This window comes from Kitasatospora sp. NPDC097643 (assembly GCF_040302625.1).
Taxonomy (GTDB): Bacteria; Actinomycetota; Actinomycetes; order Streptomycetales; family Streptomycetaceae; genus Kitasatospora.
Genome location: NZ_JBEOSA010000059.1, coordinates 40305 through 58099, shown reverse-complemented (window position 1 = coordinate 58099; position 17795 = coordinate 40305). Strand labels below are relative to the sequence as shown.

The window sequence follows — 17795 nt, the reverse complement described above, 5'->3', positions numbered from 1 at the left end:
GCGCCCAGCCGCGACAGCATCGCGGCCAGACCGGCCTGGAGCACCATGAACAGCGTCACCCCGCTCTCCCGGGCCAGGGCGGCCAGCGCCCGGTGGACGTCCGGGTCGAGCTCGGTCGTCACCACCCCACCCTCGACCGAGGCCACCGCCGGGCGCGGCCGGTCGGCCGGCAGCGCCAGCTCCTCCGGCAGACCGGCCAACTGGCCGCGCCAGTAGTCGAGTTGCCGGGCGAGCAGGCTGTCCGGGTCGCCCTCCGCGCCGAGCAGCTCGCGCTGCCAGAGGGTGTAGTCGGCGTACTGCACCGGCAGCGGCGCCCAGGCCGGCGCCCGCCCGGCGCGGCGCGCCTCGTACGCGGTGGACAGGTCGCGCAGCAGCGGTGCCAGGGAGGAGCCGTCCACCGCGATGTGGTGGAAGGTCAGCGCCAGGACGTGCTCCTCGGGCGCGATCCGGAGCAGGTCGGCGCGCACCGGCAGGTCGGTGGTGACGTCGAAACCGCGGCCGGTGGCGGCGGCCAGCGCCGCGGCGGGCCCCTCGGCCCGGCAGTCGTGCACGGTGAGGGCCAGCCGGCCGGAGACGTCCTCGACGATGTGCTGGCGGGGTTCGCCGTCGCGCTCCGGGAAGACCGTGCGCAGTGCCTCGTGCCGGGCCACCAGGTCGCGGACGGCCGCTTCCAGCGCGAGGGCGTTCAGCGGGCCGCGCAGGCGCAGCACCAACGGGTTGTTGTAGCTGTCGTCGGCGCCTTCGAGCCGGTTGATGAACCAGAGCCGCTGCTGGGCGAAGGAGAGCGGGATGTCCCCGTCGGCCCCCTTCCCGGTGCGCGGCATCGGGACGAGTGGCGCGCGGGCCCCGGCGCGGCGGCTGTCCAGGGCGGCGGCCATGGTCCGGACGGTGGAGCTCTGGAACAGCTCGCGGATGCCGAGTTCGGCCCCGAGGGTGGTGCGGATCCGGCTGATCAGGCGGGTGGCGAGCAGCGAGTGGCCGCCGAGGGCGAAGAAGTCGTCGTCGATGCCGACCTGTTCCAGGCCCAGCACCTCGGCGAACAGCGCGCAGAGGATCTCCTCCTGCGGGGTGCGCGGCGCCCGGCCGGTGCTGGTGGCGGTGTAGTCGGGGGCGGGCAGGGCGCGGCGGTCCAGCTTGCCGTTCGGGGTCAGCGGCAGCGCGTCCAGGAGCACGACGGCGGCGGGCACCAGGTACTCGGGGAGCCCGGCGGCGACCGCCTCCCGCAGGGCGACCGGGTCGAGCCCGTCCTCCCCGACGACGTAGCCGACCAGGCGCTTGTCGCCGGGCACGTCCTCGCGGGCCAGCACCGCGGCCTGCCGGACGCCCGGGTGGCGGCTCAACGCGGCCTCCACCTCGCCCGGTTCGATCCGGAAGCCGCGGATCTTCACCTGCTGGTCGGCCCGGCCGAGGAACTCCATCACCCCGGAGGCCCGCCAGCGCACCAGGTCGCCGGTGCGGTACATCCGCTCGCCGGGTTCGAAGGGGTTGGCGACGAAGCGTTCGGCGGTCAGCCCGGGCCGGTTCAGGTAGCCGCGGGCCAGGCCGACCCCGGCGAGGTGGAGCTCGCCGACCACGCCCGGCGGGACCAGGTTCAGCGCGTCGTCCAGCACGTAGGCGCGGGTGTTGGCGATCGGGCCGCCGATCGGCGGGATCCCGGTGCCGGGGCCGAGCGGCAGGCTCATCGTGGCGCAGACCGTCGCCTCGGACGGGCCGTAGGCGTTGATCACCCGGCGGCCCGGCAGCCAGCGGGCCACCAGCTCCGCCGAGGCGGCCTCCCCGGCCAGCACCAGCGTCATGCCCTCGGGCAGGCCGCCCTCGGCGGGCTGCTGGGCCAGCGCGGCGGGGGGCAGGGTGACGTGGGTGACGCGCTGCGCGGCCAGCAGCTCGGCCAGCGGCTCGCCCGGCATCAGCTTGGCGGCCGGGGCCAGCACGATGGTGGCGCCGGTCAGCAGGGCGGTGCTCAGCTCGGAGAAGGCCGCGTCGAAGCTCAGCGAGGCGAACTGGAGCACCCGGCTGCCGGGTTCGATGCCGAACCGTTCCACCTGGGCCGCGACCAGGTTGGCGATGCCCTGGTGGGTGACGACCACGCCCTTGGGCCGGCCGGTCGAGCCGGAGGTGTAGATCACGTAGGCCGGGCGCCGGGGGTCGCCGCCGCCCGGCAGCGGCTCGGCGGACCGGCCCGCCGGCGCGGGCGCGATCTCGGCCGGGACGAGCACCCGGACGCCTTCGGGTGCCGCGAGCGGCGCGTCCGTGAGCAGCAGGGTCGGCCGCGCGTCGGCCAGCATGAAGGCCACCCGGTCCGCCGGGTAGCCGGGGTCGATCGGCAGGTAGGCGGCGCCGGACTTGGCGACGGCCAGGGTGGCCACCACCAGCTCCACCGAGCGGGGCAGCGCGAGGGCGACCAGGGTCTCCGGCCCGGCGCCCTCGGCCATCAGGTGGCGGGCCAGCCGGTTGGCGCGGGCGTCCAGCTCGGCGTACGTGACGCTCTGGTCCTCGAAGACGACGGCGGTCGCCGCCGGGGTCCGGGCCGCCTGGGCGGCGAACAGCCCGGGCAGGTCGCCGGCCGGGACGGGCCGGTCGGTGGCGTTCCACCCGGCGAACGCCTGCCGGTCGGCGTCCGAGAGCAGGTCGAGCGCGCCGACCCGGCCGTCGGGGGCGGCGGCGGCCCCGGTGAGCACCCGCACCAGGCAGTCCAGCAGCCGGCGGGCGGTCTCGCGGTCGAAGAGGTCGGCCGCGTACTCCAGCGAGCCGGTCAGGCCCGCCGGTGCGCCGGTCTCGTCCCGGCGTTCGGAGAAGGCCACGCCGAGGTCGAACTTGGCGCGGTCCCAGCCGACGGTCTCGAAGGCGGCCTCGACGCCGGGGAACTCGGCCCGGGCCTCGGCGGTGTTCTGCACCTGGAGCAGCACCTGGAAGAGCGGGTGGCGGGCGCTGGACCGGCCGGGGTTGACCAGCTCCACCAGACGCTCGAAGGGCACGTCCTGGTGCTCGAAGGCGCCGAGGTCGGTCTCCCGGACCCGGGCGAGGAGCTCACGGAAGGTCGGGTCGCCGGAGACATCGGTGCGCAGCACCAGCGAGTTGACGAAGAAGCCGACCAGCTCGTCCAACGCCTCGTCGGTGCGGCCCGCCGCCGACATGCCGATCGGGATGTCGGTGCCCGCGCCCAGCCGGGAGAGCAGGGCGGCGACGCCGGCCTGGAGCACCATGAACAGCGTGCCGCCGTCGGCCTGCGCCAGCTCGGCCAGCGACCGGTGCAGCTCCGCCCCGACCGGCATCGACACCACGCCGCCGGCGTACGACGGCTCGGCCGGGCGCGGCCGGTCCGCGGGCAGTGCCAGCTCCTCCGGCAGCTCCGCCAACTCGCCACGCCAGTAGTCGAGTTGGCCGGAGACCAGGCTGTCCGGGTCATCCTCGGTGCCGAGCAGGTCGCGCTGCCAGAGGGTGTAGTCGCCGTACTGCACCGGCAGCGGCTCCCAGCCGGGCGCCCGCCCGGCGCAGCGGGCCTCGTAGGCGAGGGCGAGGTCGCGCAGCAGCGGGGCCATCGACCAGCCGTCGGAGGCGATGTGGTGCAGGACCAGCATCAGCACGTGCAGGTCCGGGCCGAGCCGGTACAGGGTGGGTCGCAGCGGCGGCTCGACGGTGAGGTCGAAGGGCCGCTGCGACTCCGTCTCCAGGGCGGCCGTCAGCCCGTCCTCCGCGCAGTCGGTGACCGTGAGCCCCGGCCGGGCCTCGTCGGCGGCCAGCACCCGCTGGTACGGCTCGCCGTCGACCTCGGGGAAGACGGTGCGCAGGGGCTCGTGCCGGTCGGCGAGGTCGGCGAGCGCGGCCTCCAGGGCGGCGACGTCGAGCTCGCCGGTCAGCCGGAGGGCGACGGGGTTGTTGTAGGTGCCGCTGGCGCCCTCGAGCCGGTTGACAAACCACAGGCGCCGCTGCGCGGAAGACGGGGGTATCACGGGGACTCCTTCACCGCGGCCGCAGAGCCGGCCGGGCCTTCGGGGCGCCGGCCGGTCTCTGCGCGACGGCGGCGGACGCTGGGGGCTACGAATGGGGGCGGGTGAGGGGGCGTTCCGCCGGTCAGCCGGCGTCGGGCTGGCGGCGGCGAAGGGCCGGGCGGGCCTTGCGGGCGCCGGTCAGCCGGGTCGCGAGGGCCGCGACGGTCCGCGCCTCGAAGATCGTCCGGATGCTCACCTCGACACCCAGCGCGGTGCGGATGCGGCTGATCAGCCGGGTGGCGAGCAGGGAGTGCCCGCCGAGGGCGAAGAAGCTGTCGTCGATGCCGACGCCCTCCAGGCCCAGCACCTCGGCGAACAGGGCGCAGAGCGACTCCTCCTGCGGGGTGCGCGGGGCCCGGCCGGTGCTCAGGGTGCGGTAGTCGGGGGCGGGCAGGGCTCCGCGGTCGAGCTTGCCGTTGGGCGTGATCGGCAGGGCCTTCAGCACCACCACGGCGGCCGGAACCATGTACTCGGGCAGCAGGGCGCCGAGGTGCTCGCGCAGCGCGGCCGGGTCGAGCCCGTCCTCCCCGACCACGTAGCCGACCAGGCGCTTGTCGCCGGGCACGTCCTCGCGGGCCAGCACGACGGCCTGCCGGACACCGGCGTGGCGGCTGAGCGCGGCCTCCACCTCGCCGAGTTCGATCCGGAAGCCGCGGATCTTCACCTGCTGGTCGGCCCGGCCGAGGAACTCCATCACCCCTCCCCCAGCCTCCGGCCGGGGGGACCCCCAAGTGCGCCAGCGCACCAGGTCACCGGTCCGGTACATCCGCGTGCCGGGCTCGAACGGGTTGGCCACGAAGCGCTCGGCGGTCAGCGCCGGCTGGCCCGCGTAACCGCGCGCCAGGCCCTCGCCCGCCATGTACAACTCCCCGGCCACACCCGGCGGCACCAGGTTGAGGTAGCCGTCCAGGACGTACACCTTCTTGCGGGCGATCGGCCGGCCCACCGGCAGCGACACGGCCGCGCCGTCCGCCTCCACCGCGGTGTGGCACATGGTGAAGATCATGTTCTCCACCGGCGAGTACCCGTTCACCAGCCGCAGCCCCGGGTGCTCCGCCATGATCCGGCGGACGTGCGACATGGACGCCGCCTCGCCGCCGGTCATCACGTGGGCGAGCCCGGCGAAGGTGCCCGGGTACTCGTCGAGCATGAAGTTCAGCAGGCTCGCGGACAGGTGGACGGTGGAGACCTTGTGCTCGCCGACCAGCCGCTCGATCACCGCCGGTTCGGGCCGCTGACCGGGCTGCAACACACAGGCCGCGCCCGAGAACAGCGCCCCGAACAGCTCCAGCGCGAAGGCGTCCCAGGACACCGGCGAGCACTGCAACCACACCTGCTCCGGCTCGAAGCCGACGAACTCCTGGTCCGTCAGCGTCGCCACCAGCGCCCGGTGCGAGGCCACCACACCCTTCGGCCGCCCCGTCGACCCGGAGGTGAACATCACGCAGGCCACATCGTCCAGGCCCACCAGCGTGTCCAGGTCCCCCGCTGCTCGCCCGGCGATCTCCCCCGCCAGCGCGTCCAGCCGCAGGACGGCGGCCGCCACCTCGGGTACGGACCGGGCCCACGTCCCGTCGGTGACCAGCACCGGCGCCGCGGTCTCCCGCAGCACCGTGCTCCACCGCTCGGCCGGGAAGTCGGTGTCCAGCACGGTGTACCCGGCGCCCGCCTTCAGCGCCGCGAGCACCGCCACCACCAGCTCGACGCCGCGCTCCAGCAGCACCCCGACCACGTCACCGCGCTCCACCCCGGCCGCCGTCAACTGCCGCGCCAACCGGTTCGCCCGCGCGTTCAACTCCCCGTACGACACCCGCTCGTCCCGGAACAGCAACGCCGGCGCCTCCGGGGTCTCCGCCGCGAACCGCTCCACCACCTCATGCGCACAGGCCGTGACCCGCTCACCCGCCGGACCGTTCCAGTCCTCCAGCAGCAGCCGCAACTCCTCGTCCCCGAGCAGGTCCAACTCCCCCACCCGCACATCCGGGAACGCCGCCACCGCCTCCAACACCCGGACCAGACACGCCCCCAACCACTCCGCCGTCCGCCGGTCGAACAGATCCGCCGCGTACTGCAGGGTGCCCGTGATGCCGCCCGTCGTGCCCGGGCCGCTGCGCCGTTCGGCGAGTTCCAGGGTGAGGTCGAACTTCGCCCCGGCCGCGTCGGCGACCCGGAAGTCCACGTCCAGGCCGGCCAGGTGCAGGCCCGAGGCTTCGGTGTTCTGGAGCACCAGCATCACCTGGAAGAGCGGGTTGCGGGCCGGCGAGCGCTCCGGGTTGAGCTCCTGCACCAGCAGCTCGAACGGGACGTCCTGATTCTCCAGGGCCGCCAGGTCGGTGCTCCGCACCCGCGCCACCAGTTCGCGGAAGGTCGGGTTGCCGGAGACGTCGGTGCGCAGCACCAGGGTGTTGACGAACATGCCGACCAGGTCGTCCAGCGCCTCGTCGGTCCGGCCCGCGACCGGGGTGCCGAACGGGATGTCGGTGCCCGCGCCCAGCCGGGAGAGCAGCACGCCGACCGCCGCCTGGAGCACCATGAACAGCGTGCCGCCGTCGGCCTGCGCCAGCTCGGCCAGCCGGCGGTGCACCTCCGCCGCGATCTCGACCCGGATCATGCCGCCCCGGTGGGAGGCGACGGCCGGCCGGGGCCGGTCGGCGGGCAGCGCCAGCTCCTCCGGCAGTTCGGCCAATTCCCGCTTCCAGTAGGCGAGCTGATGGGAGACCAAGCTCTCCGGGTCGTCCTCGGCACCGAGCAGCTCGCGCTGCCAGAGGGTGTAGTCGCCGTACTGCACCGGCAGCGGCTCCCAGTCGGGCTCCTCGCCGGCACGGCGTGCCGCGTAGGCGGTCGACAGGTCCCGCAGCAGCGGGGCCTGCGACCAGCCGTCGCCCGCGATGTGGTGCATGACCAGCACCAGCACGTGCTCCTCGGGGGCGACGGTCAGCAGTGCCGCGCGCAGCGGCAGGTCCGTCGAGAGGTCGAACGGCCGGGCGATGTACTCCGCGACGAAGGCCTCGACCTCCGCCTCCACGCGCTCCTCGACGGCGAACGGGATGTCCACCTCCGCCGCGTCCGTGATCCGCTGCCAGAACTCCCCGTCCCGTTCGAGGAAGGCCGTCCGCAGGGCCTCGTGCCGGGTCACCACGTCCCCGAGGGCGGCGCGCAGGGCGTCGGCGTCCAAGGTGCCCCGCATCCGCACGACCATGGGAATGTTGTACGTTCCGTTCGGCTCCTCGAACTGGTTGATGAACCACAGCCGGCGCTGGGCGAATGACAACGGGATCACGGGAACTCCTCAGGGTCCTGCGGGTTCGGTCAGTTCGACGCGTTGATCAGGCTCGCCGGCCGCATGTCCGTCCAGGCGGCCTCGATGTGGGCCAGGCAGGCCTCCCGGGTGTCCTCGCCGTGGGCCACCGTCCAGCCCTCGGGGACCTGGATCGAGGCCGGCCACAGGGAGTACTGGCCCTCCTCGTTGATCAGGGCCCAGTACGACGCCTCGGGGTTCTCGAACGGGTTGCTCATGACCCGGCTCCGTTTCTCGAAATCCTTTATGGGGCTTGCCAGTTGGCGGACAGCCCAGGTTCTGGTGTCGACCCTGTCGACCCTACGAGCGGCAGGTCCGCCCGGGCGGCACTCGGCGAGGCAGACCGGCGGCAGTTTCGGCCCGGCCGTCCGGTCCGGCCGCCTCAGTCCAGCCGGGCCCGGCCGATGGCCGGACGGACCAGCGCGATCGCGGCGGCGGCCGCCGCCAGGGCCCCGTGCAGGGCCATCGTCGCCGCCAGCCCCATCAGCTGGACGAACCAGCCGAGCATCAGATTGCCGAGCGGCGCGGCGATGAAAACGGTCATGCTGAGCACCGACATCACCCGCCCCCGGACCTCCGCCTTGCTCCAGAGCTGCACCAGCGAGGACAGCACGTTGCCGACCAGGCCGGACAGCACACCCAGCCCGAAGTACACGGCCACGGCCGGCACGATCGAGCCGAGCTGCCCCAGCACGACCAGCAGCGCCGCCTGCGCCGCCACGCCGTACACCACGACCCCGCCGCTGCGCCGTTTGGTCGGCCACACCACCGTCGCCAGGAAGCTGACGACGGCGCCCAGCGTGAAGGCGGTGAGCAGCGCGCCCACCCCCAGCGGGTGGCCGTACTGGTCGGCGAGCAGCACCAGGCCGACGTTGACCGGCCCCATGCTGGCGAGTTCGCTCAGGCCGATCAGCACGATCAGCCAGAGCAGGTCGCGGTGGCCCCGGATGTAGCGCAGTCCTTCGCGGATCCGGCTGCCCAGGCCGTCCTGCGCGGGCGCTCCGGCGGCCGGTGCCGGTGCGGCCCGCACCAGGGCGGGCACCCGGACCAGGAACACCGCGAGTGCCGAGAGCGCGAAGCTGGCCGCGTCGAAGGCGGCGACCAGCGCGGTGCCGCCGAGCCCGATCAGCAGCGCGCCGACCGGACCGCCGAGCGCCTGGCCGCCGCGGGTACCCAGCGAGTAGAGCGAGTTGCCGCGCAGCAGGTGCTCGCCCGGCAGCAGCCGGGGTCGCAGGGCCCCGGCGGCCGGCATGAAGAAGGCGTTCGCCAGGTTGGTGAGCAGCAGGACGAGGGCGAGGACGGCCACCGACAGGTCGGCGAGGTAGGCGACGGCGGCGGCCGCGCCCTGCACGGCGCAGCGCAGCGCGTCGGAGACGATCATCACCTTGCGCGGGCCGACCTTGTCGACGACCGCGCCGCCGATCAGCATCCCCGCCAGCGAGGGCAGCGAGGACAGCGCCAGCACCGCGCCGACCACGGTCGGCGAGGCCAGTTCGGTGAGCAGCACGGTGAGCGCCACGAACCAGGCGGAGTTGCCGATCGCGGAGAAGCCGTTGGCGGCCACAAAGCCCAGGTAGCCGAGGCGGAACGGGCTGTCGTACGAGACCGGCTCCGGTTCGTCCTCCCGGGCGAGGGTCTCGGTCTCAGCCATGGAGGTGTCCCTCCGTGGGCTGCGGGACGCGCTCGGCGGTGGTCGTCGGGCCGAACCAGACGTCCTCGGGGGTGAGCGCACCGCTGGTGTAGACCCCGAGCGCGCTGGTGACCAGCCGCAGTTCCAGGGCCAGGCACTCCAGCAGCCGGGTCAGGCCCGCCTCGGGGTCCTCGTCGGCGGCCAGCAGGGCGGCCCGGCCGAGGCCGACCGCGGTCGCGCCCAGCGCGAGCGCCTTGGCCGCGCGGGCGCCCTCCCAGATCCGCCCGGAGGCGAGCAGGCAGCCCTGCGGCGCGCCGATCCGGTGCAGGCACTCGTGCAGCGGCAGGCCGACCTGTGCCGGGAAGAGCCCGGGCACCCAGCCGGAGCCGCCCTCGGCGCCGTCGACGGTCACCGCGTCGGCGCCCGCGGCCCAGGCCACCCGGGCGGCCTCGGCGACGTCCCGGGCCGGCGGCAGCTTGACCCAGACCCGGGCGCGCGGGAAGTTGTTGCGCATCAGCCGGATCTGCTGGCGCAGGATCTCGTCGGTGAAGGTGCCGGGGCTGCTGCTGCGCAGCACCCGGGGGTCGTCCGGGCCGAAGACGTCCTGGAGCTGGAAGCGGTCGGCGAGCGCGGCCGCCTCCCCGCGCGGCAGCACGGTCATCCCGCCGAGGCCGGGCTTGGCGCCCTGGCCGACCTTCAACTCGAAGCCCAGGCGCCCGGATTCGAGCAGGCCGCGGGTGCGCGGGTCGCTGTAGACCAGGTTCCACACCTCGGCGTCGGCGTCCTCGGTGCTCTGCTGGACGACCAGCCCGCCGAGGCCGTCCGGCAGGTGTTCGGCGTAGGCCTCGATCCGGCGCAGCAGCGAGCGCTGCTCCTCGGTCTCCACCCGGCCGTAGCCGCTGACCGGGACGATGTTCTCGCCGATCGCCATCGGGACGCCGAGCCGGCCGGCCTGCCGGGCGACGGCGGTGCCGAGGTCGCGGCTGGCGACCTGGGTGGAGCCGAAGGCGGAGACGTAGACGGGCAGCGCGGCGGAGAACCCGCCGATCACGGTGGACAGGTCGACGTCGGAGAAGAGCGGTTCGCGGCCGAGGTCGATCAGCTTCTCCAGCCGCTGCGGCACGAAGACCGGCGGGACCAGCCGGGCCCGGTCGAGCGGGTCGCCGACGGGGCGGCCCTCGTCGCCGAAGAGGGTGTGGCCGTAGCTGTCGACGTCCGGGAAGGCGGCCGCGGCGCCCGACCTGGCCCGGGCCCGGATCGCGGCCTCGGGCAGGCCGGCGGCGTGCAGCGCGGTCACGGCGAGACCGTCCCGACGAGCTTGGGGAAGGCGCTGGCCTGCCAGACCGCCTCGACGCCGGCGATGTAGCGGGTGAGCCGTTGGAGGCCGATGCCGAAGCCGGAGCTGGCCGGGATGCCCTCGCGAACGGTCTCCAGGTACCAACCGTACTTGGCCGGGTTCTCGCCGGTCTCCCGCATCCGGGCGACGATCCGGGCGTAGTCGAACTCGCGCTCGCTGCCGCTGCACAGCTCGCCGTAGCCCTCGGGGGCGATCAGGTCGAAGTTGCGCAGGACACCGGCGGTCTCCTGGCTCTCCCGGTCGTAGAAGCCGCGCGAGCCCTTCGGGTAGTCGGTGACGAAGAACGGGCGGCTGGCCTTGCCGGAGAGCAACGCCTCGCCCGGCCAGTCGAGTTCGGCGTCGGGGCTCTGCCCGTGGCCGAGCTCGTGCAGCCGCTCGACGGCGGCGGAGTGCGGGATCCGGTCGAAGGCGGTGCTGATCAGGTCGGCGAACACGCCCGGGTCGCGGCCGAGTTGCTCCAGTTCCGCGTCGTGCTCGGCGACCACCCGGGCGGTCATGTGGCGGACCAGGTCCTCGATCAACTGGAGGATGTCGTCCCGGGTGGCGCCGGCGACCTCGACGTCGAGCTGGTGGAACTCGGTGAGGTGGCGGCCGGTGCCGGCGGTCTCCACCGGTTCGAGCCGGACGTTCGGCGCCACGTAGAAGATCTTGTCGAAGGCCAGCAGTGAGGCCTGCTTGTAGAGGATCGCGCTGGTCATCAGCTTGTAGCGGTGCCCGTAGTAGTCGATGTCGACCTGCTTGGCGCCCCGGTTGCCCGGGTCGGTGACCGGGCCGATGATCGGGGGCAGCAGCTCGGTGAAGCCGTTGTCGCGCAGGAACTCCCGGGCGGCGGAGAGCAGTCCGCTCTGCAGCCGCAGCACGCTGCGGGTGACCGGGGAGGTCAGGTGCTGCCGGGGGTGCGGCAGCCGGGGCGCGCCGTGATCGAGCGGTGTGTCCGTGGTCTGCGGTGTGCCGGTCTGCGGGGTGGTGGTCATGGCCTGGCGTCCTCCGGGGTGGTGGGGTCGGCGGTGATGGATCGGGCCGCCGGGCGGCCGAGTTCGGTGCGGTCGTAGGTGTGCTGCACGTACGACAGCGAGCTCAGCAGTCCGGCGGAGGTCAGCGGGCGGGTCCGGGCGGTGACGGCGGACGGGCCGAGCGGCATCGAGCCGAGAGCCGTCCAGCGCAGCCGGCCGGAGCCGTCGATGGTGCTGCGGGAGCGCCCGGCGTTGTCCGGGTGCAGGCAGAACGGGACGTCCAGGTAGCCGCGTTCGAAGGCCAGCGGCAGCGAGCGGGCGACCGTCCCGTCCAGGTCGAGCACCGCCTCGACGAAGGCCCGGGCCTCGGCGTAGACCTCGCTGTCCTGGGCGGTCGGGTCGGTCGCGGCCCGGGGGGTGTCGGCCGCCACCGCGGCGGCGTGCTCCAGGGCGGTGAGGTTCTCCTCGACGGTGGGGATCCGGAACGCCTCGGCGGCCGTCTTCACGATCAGCCGGGAGGCGCCGGAGCGCACCGCGAGCCGCGCCGAGGCGGCGAGCAGGTCGGCCGCCCCCTCGGGGGTCTGCGGGTACACGCCCATGTAGGTGTAGACCACGACGTGCCAGCTGGGCGTGGGCAGGAACTCGGCGGCGAGCCGGCGCAGCGCGGCCACCGCCTCCTCGTCCTGGTCGCCGTCGGTCTGCTGGGCGTAGCTCAACGAGACGTCGGGCACGCCGTTCTGGCAGAAGAACAGTCCTTCGAGCAGGCTCAGGGCGACCAGCAGCGAGGGCGGGCAGAGCTGGCCCATCATGCAGCCGCCGAAGGTCTCCAGGTGCGGCTCCTGGCCCGACTCCCGTACGGCGGTGAGCAGTCGGCAGCACTCGACCCAGTTCGCCACCGACTCGCGCAGCGGCACCCGCCCGTACGGCAGGCAGTACGAGGCCGGTCCGCCCTCGGTGGCGTGCAGGCCGGCTTCGGCGAGCGCGGTCATGATGGCCTGCGGCCGGGCCGAGCCGTGCCGGACCTGGATCGGGAAGCGGCCGTCCAGCGCGCCGTCGAGCACGGCCCTGGTGCGGGCGGCGCCCTGGGCGACGATCGGGTAGCCGTTGAGCCGGAGGCCGTCGGCGAGGGCGCGGCGGGCCGCGTCGTGGTCGCCGATCCGGGTGTAGCTGTCGAGGGTGAGGGTGCCGACGGTGGTGGCCCGGGCGCCCTTGACGGCCAGCAGGCCGTCCCGCATCTCCACGGGGTCGCTGAAGCCCATCCGCGGCTGGACGACCAGCTCGCCGCGGGCGTGCGCCCGGGCGACGAACTCGCCGAACGCCGACCGCCGTACCGGGATCGTCCGGGCGGCGAGCAGGTCGGCCGCCCCGCCGGGTTGTTCCAGCTCGGCGCTCATCGCCCACCTCTCCCTTCCAGGGCCCCGTGTTCCAAGGCCCTTTGTTCCGCGGCCCCTTGCTCCAGAGCCCCTTGCTCCAGAGCCCCGACGAAGGACCGGAAGGCCGTCACACCGGCCGAGTCGTCGAAGACCGCGTCGAACCCGGCCCGCATCAGCTCCGCGGACCGGTCGCCGTCCCCGGCGCCGCGCACGCCGAGCTTCCCGCCGATGATCACCGGCGCGCCGGCCAGCTCCGGGCAGGCCCGCAGCTGCTCGATGGCGTGCAGGCCGTCCTGGTAGCCGTGCCCGTTCACGCTGCTGAGCACGATCAGGTCCGGCCGGCGCCACTGGCATTCGGCGACCAGCAGGTCACCCGGCACGCAGGGCCCGAGGTTGGCCACCCGGTGCCCCAACTCCTCCAGCAGCAACTGGAGGTAGACGAGGTTCCAGGTGTGGGCGTCCGACCTCACCCCGGAGACGACGACACTGAGTGCGGTGCGCGCGATGGCCGACCGCGTGTTCTCTGCTTCCATAGTTCGCTTCCGCCGGGATGCCGCTCTTCGCGTCGCATCTGACGTCTCGATGAGATCGACTGTTTATCGACAGAGCAGAACCTAACGACGGCCCGGACCGGCGAAGGGCAGTCCCGGGGGCAGCAGAGCGGTAGTTTCAGCCCGACCGGACCGGCAGCCGCAGGCACCCGCCGACGGGCTGCTCGACGGCCCGCCGGGCGGCCTGCTCGTCGATCAGCGCCCGCACCAGGTTGAGCACCGTGAAGCGGCGCCGCGCGCCGTCCGCGGTCTCCCGGACCAGCCCGTGCACCAGCAGCGTGTGCACCGCCCGGGCGGTCCCGGCGTACCCGCCGCCCTCCTGGCCCAGCGCGACCGCCGCGTCGGCCACCGTCCACGGCCCGCGGTGCCCGCCCATCCGCTCCAGCACCCGCCGGTCGGCCGGCGACAGCAGGGCCAGGCTCCGCCCGAACTGCCCCCGGGCATCGGCGAGTCCGCCGGTGCCCGCCGGGGAGGAGGCCAGGGTCAGCGGGTTGCGGGCGGCCAGCGCCAGCAGGTCCTCCGGGCCCTCGGTCAGGAACCACTCGGCGGCGTGCGCCAGCGCGCAGGGCACCCCGTCCAGCCGTCGGCAGATCGCCGCCACGGCCGACACCGAGACCGCGTCCAGTCGGAAGCCCGGGTGGAAGCGGTGGATGTGCGAGACCAGCAGCCGCACCGACTCCACCCCGGCCAGCGCGGCGACGTCGGTCACCGACGCCGCCGGGACCCGCAGCGGGCCCATCGGGACGACCTGCTCCCCCGCCGTGCCCAGCGGCGCCCGCGCGGTCACCACCACCCGCAGCCGGGGACAGCGCTGCAACAGCCCGACCACGTCCCCGGCGTACCCGTCGACCGGGTCGAAGCCGTCGATGACCAGCAGCAGCGGGCGGTTGCCGATCAGGCCGCCGAGCGCGGCGAGCGCCCGGCCCGGATCGTCCGCCGCCTCCCGCAGCAGCCGCCCGACCGGCAGGTCCGCGAGCCGGCCGGCGGCCTCACCCCGGTTCACCAGCCCCTGCCAGGGCAGCCACAGCACCGACCAGCCGCACCCGGCGTACACCGCGCCGGCCAGTTCCAGCGCCAGCCGGGTCTTGCCGATCCCGCCGAGCCCGACGATGCTCAGCGAGCGGTGCCCGTCGGCCGTCAACAGCCGCATCAGCGTGTCGAGTTCGGCGAGGCGCCCGACCATCGGGGTGGTCGGCGCGGGCGGCGCGACCGGCTCGACCAGCCCCCGCCGGGCGCCCGCCGCCGGCGCGAACGCGGCCGACTCCAGCTCGGCCCGCCGCGAGTCGTTCAGCCGCAGCACCTCGCTCAACAGCCGGACCGTCTCCTGCCGCGGCCGTTGCGCCTTTCCCAGCTCCAGGTTGCGCACCGCGCGCACACTCACCGTGGCCAGGTCCGCCAGCTGTTGCTGGGTCAGCCCCCGCCGATTCCGGTGGTCCCTGAGGAGTTCGCCGAACCGAGTCCCGTCCATGATGCTCTCCCGCGCAGATTCCCGCCCTGTCGACCGGTGCCCTGTGAGGCTCGAGGCCGCCGTCGCCGCCCTCCCGGGTAGGAGGGCGACTCCAGTGACCTTCCCGGCCGGGGATCCATGGCGGATCTCCGGGCGATCTGCGCGGACCGAATCCGCAGGTCGGCGCCCCGCCCGGGTTGGCGGGCGGGCGGGGCGCAGGTGTCAGCGACCGGTGTGGTGGACGAACCGGTAGGTCTCCCGGTCCAGCTCGGTGACCTCGACGCCGATCCCGGCCGGCACGTCGATCCGGGCCTGGAGGGCGGCGAGCACCCGCGCCGTGAGCTCCGCCCGCTGGGCGGTGCTGCGCCCGGCCAGGAGCTTGATCTGCACCAGCACCAGCTGCTCCCCGGTCGTCCCGTCACCGACCGTGAACTGCTCGGCCGGGCGGAACAGCGTCTTGCACTCCCCCACCGTGGTGTCGATCACCTCGGTGATCAGCTTGTGCACCTCCTCGGCCAAGCCGGCACGGTCGAACTCCAGACCGGCCGAGTGGTCGACCAGGATCTGCGGCACGGAAACCTCCCAGGATCAAGGGCCATATCCAACAAGCCCCGTGACGCTACACCAGGGCTCCGGCGGGTCCACCCGCGGGAGGTCAGCCGCCGTCGTAGTCGGTGGCGGCCAGCACGGCGAGCCGGCGGCCGTCCGGGGTGAGGGTGAGCAGGCCGATGTCCATGCTGTCCCGGTTGAACCACTCGTTGGCGGGCTGGAAGCCGTACCAGGCGCAGTCCCCGGCCCGTCGCTCCACCTCGGCGACCGAGGCGCCCGCGGGTGCCCCGACCAGGGCGGCCAGCGAGCGCCAGGCGGCCAGCCGGCCGTAGGCGCCGTACCACCAGTTCTCGTCCTCGCGGCCGCCGCCGATGGCCGCCGCCCCGAACAGCCGGGACCAGGCCTCCGCCGCCGTGCCGGGGACGACGGTCAGGTGCTCGGGGTCGGCCGGGACGCCCTCCAGGCAGTCCAGCGGCAGCCCGGCCAGCAGCGGGTGGAGCGCCCGCGGCTCGGCGAGCGGTTCGGCGAGGAGGAAGACGGCCGCCTCGACCCGGCCGTTGAAGCGCCGTGCCCAGCGCTCCACCGCCGCGGTGAGGTCCGGCTCGTCCGGGCCGATCTCCACCGCCGGGGCCCGGCCGCCGCGCGCCACCGGGGCGCCCTCCGGCAGCCCGTACTGGACGCCGTAGCCCGCGCCGCCCCGGAAGTAGCGCGGCAGGTCCGGCCGGCCCTCCGACGGGGTGAGCGACCAGGGCAGCGGGGCCAGCGGGTGCTCGGCCCAGAACGGCGAGGCGGCCGCCCAGGCCACCGCCGCGGGCAGCTTCTCGGCGACCGGCACGCCCCGCAGGACCAGCTCGTGGATCAGGCAGGCGCGCAGCTCGTCCGGGGTGTCGTCGTACGCCCGGCCGGGCGCGTACAGCACCGCCAGGTCGGCCGGGCGCCGGTGCTCGGCGAGCACGGCGGCGGCCCGCCGGGCCGGGAGCCGGGTGCGCGCGCGGGTGGCCAGGCCGAGCCGCATGGCGAGCGTGACGTTCTGCGGCCCGGGGGCGGTGACGACGTCCCAGAGGATCCGGTCGAAGAGGTACTGGTGCTCGGCGCCCGCCGTGCCGGAGCCGTAGCGCGTGTGCAGCGCGGCGCCGAACTCGGCCAGGTACCCGGTGTCACCGCGCTCCAGGTGCTCGTCGAGGAGCCGGCACACGTCCCCCACCTCGAAGTGCCCGGCCAGTCCGGCCACCAGCTGCTCGATCGTCTCTGCCACGCGGCGAGCTTAGGCGTTGCCGTCCGACGTCTTGTCAGCCGGGCCCGCCCCTCCCTACCGTCGAGTGGCGCAAGCTGACAGACCGTCTCACAAGCCGTCGTACCACCCCCCGCGAAGGAGCGACGATGTCCCGGTCAGGTTCCCGGCGCCGTCCCGGCGTCCGTACCCTCTGCACCCTGGCGGCCACCCTCGGCCTGCTCGCCCCGGCCGCCGCCACCGGCACCGCGAGCGCCGCCGGGCCCGCCCTGCGGGAGGTGATGTTCGTCGGCAACAACTGGGACGGCACCGCCGACGTCATCGAGTCCTCCGGCGCCCTCACCAGGGTCGGGCGGATCAACGTCATCCCGGACAAGGACCAGCGGCTCGCCGAGATCTACCTCAACCCCGTGAAGCTCGGCTTCTTCCTCGGCGTCCGGCTCGGCCCCGGCGAGGGGCACGACCAGTTCGTCGACGACATGTACACCACGCCGGACGGCACGGCGGTGGTCGTCTCCCGCCCCAGCTTCGCCGACGTGGTCTCCCTCGACCTCGCCACCGGCCGGATCAACTGGCGCTTCCCGGTGGCCGGTTACCGCTCCGACCACATGGCGCTGTCGCCCGACGGCACCCGGGTCGCGGTCTCCGCCTCCACCGCCAACACCGTCCACGTGCTGGACGTGCGCACCGGCTCCGAGCTCGGCTCCTTCCGCACCGGCGACAAGCCGCACGAGAACATCTTCACCGACGGCGGCCGGCGGATCTGGAACATGTCCATCGGCAACGTGGAGACCGCCCTCGACGCGCCGTGGCTGGACTGGACGAAGGGCGACCGGCACATCACCGTCGTCGACGCCACCACCTTCGCCACCGTCCGGGTGATCGACATGCGCAAGCGACTCGACGAGGCCGGTCTCGGCGGCCTGTCCAACGCCGTCCGCCCCGCCGTCTTCTCCCCGGACGGCTCGAAGCTCTACTTCCAGGTGTCGTTCTTCAACGGCTTCCTGGAGTACGACGTCGCGGCCGACCGGATCACCCGGGTGAAGACCCTGCCGACCGACCCGGCCGCCAGTGGTGACCGCACCACCTGGCCCAACGACTCCCGTCACCACGGCCTGTCGATGAGCCCGTCCGGCGACCGGCTCTGCGTGGCGGGCACGGTGGACGACTACGCGACGGTGGTCGACCGCGCCACCCTCCAGGAGGGACCGCTGGTGCCCGCGTCCAAGCCGTACTGGGCGACGGTCAGCGGCGACGGCCGGTCCTGCCTGATCTCCGAGAGCGGCGCCGACCGGGTCACCGCGATCGACTTCGCGACCGGGCTCAGGACCGTCTCGGTCCCGGTCGGCCACCACCCGCAGCGGGTCCGCCTCGGCCACGTGCCCGCCGACTGGACGGGCCCCACCGGAGGCTGACC

11 protein-coding genes and 1 pseudogene are annotated in these 17795 nt (G+C 74.3%); 1 reads left to right on the top strand and 11 read right to left on the bottom strand.

Annotation, left to right across the window (positions count from 1 at the left end; translation table 11 throughout):
• The 11 genes and pseudogenes from ABTY15_RS30145 to ABTY15_RS30095 form a co-directional block, all read right to left on the bottom strand.
• Positions 1-3950, bottom strand: a pseudogene (locus tag ABTY15_RS30145) (amino acid adenylation domain-containing protein); the annotation flags it as partial.
• A gap of 121 nt (positions 3951-4071) precedes the next feature.
• Positions 4072-7269 carry a non-ribosomal peptide synthetase gene (locus ABTY15_RS30140; protein ID WP_350602214.1) on the bottom strand — a complete coding sequence of 1066 codons (3198 nt, stop codon included), beginning with the start codon at positions 7267-7269 and terminating at the stop codon, positions 4072-4074.
• Between the two features lie 29 nt (positions 7270-7298).
• On the bottom strand, positions 7299-7505 hold the full coding sequence (locus ABTY15_RS30135) for an MbtH family protein (protein ID WP_350602213.1): 207 nt from the start codon (positions 7503-7505) through the stop codon (positions 7299-7301).
• Positions 7506-7669: 164 nt separating this feature from the next.
• Entirely contained in the window at positions 7670-8938 is a 1269-nt protein-coding gene (locus ABTY15_RS30130; RefSeq protein ID WP_350602212.1) for an MFS transporter, read from the bottom strand.
• A complete protein-coding gene (locus ABTY15_RS30125) occupies positions 8931-10214 on the bottom strand; it encodes a glutamate synthase-related protein (protein WP_350602210.1) in 1284 nt (427 codons plus the stop codon). Before ABTY15_RS30125 ends, ABTY15_RS30130 begins: the two co-directional genes overlap by 8 nt.
• On the bottom strand, positions 10211-11248 hold the full coding sequence (locus tag ABTY15_RS30120; protein ID WP_350602209.1) for an asparagine synthetase A: 1038 nt from the start codon (positions 11246-11248) through the stop codon (positions 10211-10213). Before ABTY15_RS30120 ends, ABTY15_RS30125 begins: the two co-directional genes overlap by 4 nt.
• On the bottom strand, positions 11245-12621 hold the full coding sequence (locus tag ABTY15_RS30115) for a methylaspartate mutase (protein WP_350602207.1): 1377 nt from the start codon (positions 12619-12621) through the stop codon (positions 11245-11247). The genes ABTY15_RS30120 and ABTY15_RS30115 overlap by 4 nt, the downstream gene beginning before the upstream one ends.
• The gene (locus ABTY15_RS30110; protein ID WP_350602205.1) at positions 12618-13133 is read right to left on the bottom strand and encodes a cobalamin B12-binding domain-containing protein; all 516 of its coding nucleotides are present in this window, start codon (positions 13131-13133) and stop codon (positions 12618-12620) included. The genes ABTY15_RS30115 and ABTY15_RS30110 overlap by 4 nt, the downstream gene beginning before the upstream one ends.
• A 136-nt stretch (positions 13134-13269) precedes the next feature.
• The gene (locus ABTY15_RS30105) at positions 13270-14619 is read right to left on the bottom strand and encodes a helix-turn-helix domain-containing protein (protein WP_350602204.1); all 1350 of its coding nucleotides are present in this window, start codon (positions 14617-14619) and stop codon (positions 13270-13272) included.
• Between the two features lie 201 nt (positions 14620-14820).
• Complete coding sequence (locus ABTY15_RS30100; protein ID WP_350602202.1) at positions 14821-15171, bottom strand: 5-carboxymethyl-2-hydroxymuconate Delta-isomerase; 351 nt, start codon at positions 15169-15171, stop codon at positions 14821-14823.
• 82 nt (positions 15172-15253) lie between these two features.
• Complete coding sequence (locus tag ABTY15_RS30095) at positions 15254-16402, bottom strand: DUF6183 family protein (protein ID WP_350602200.1); 1149 nt, start codon at positions 16400-16402, stop codon at positions 15254-15256.
• A 125-nt stretch (positions 16403-16527) separates the two neighbouring features.
• Between ABTY15_RS30095 and ABTY15_RS30090 the strand changes: the two genes are divergently transcribed.
• Positions 16528-17793, top strand: a complete 1266-nt coding sequence (locus ABTY15_RS30090) for a YncE family protein (RefSeq protein ID WP_350602199.1) — start codon at positions 16528-16530, stop codon at positions 17791-17793.
• Positions 17794-17795 lie beyond the last annotated feature (2 nt).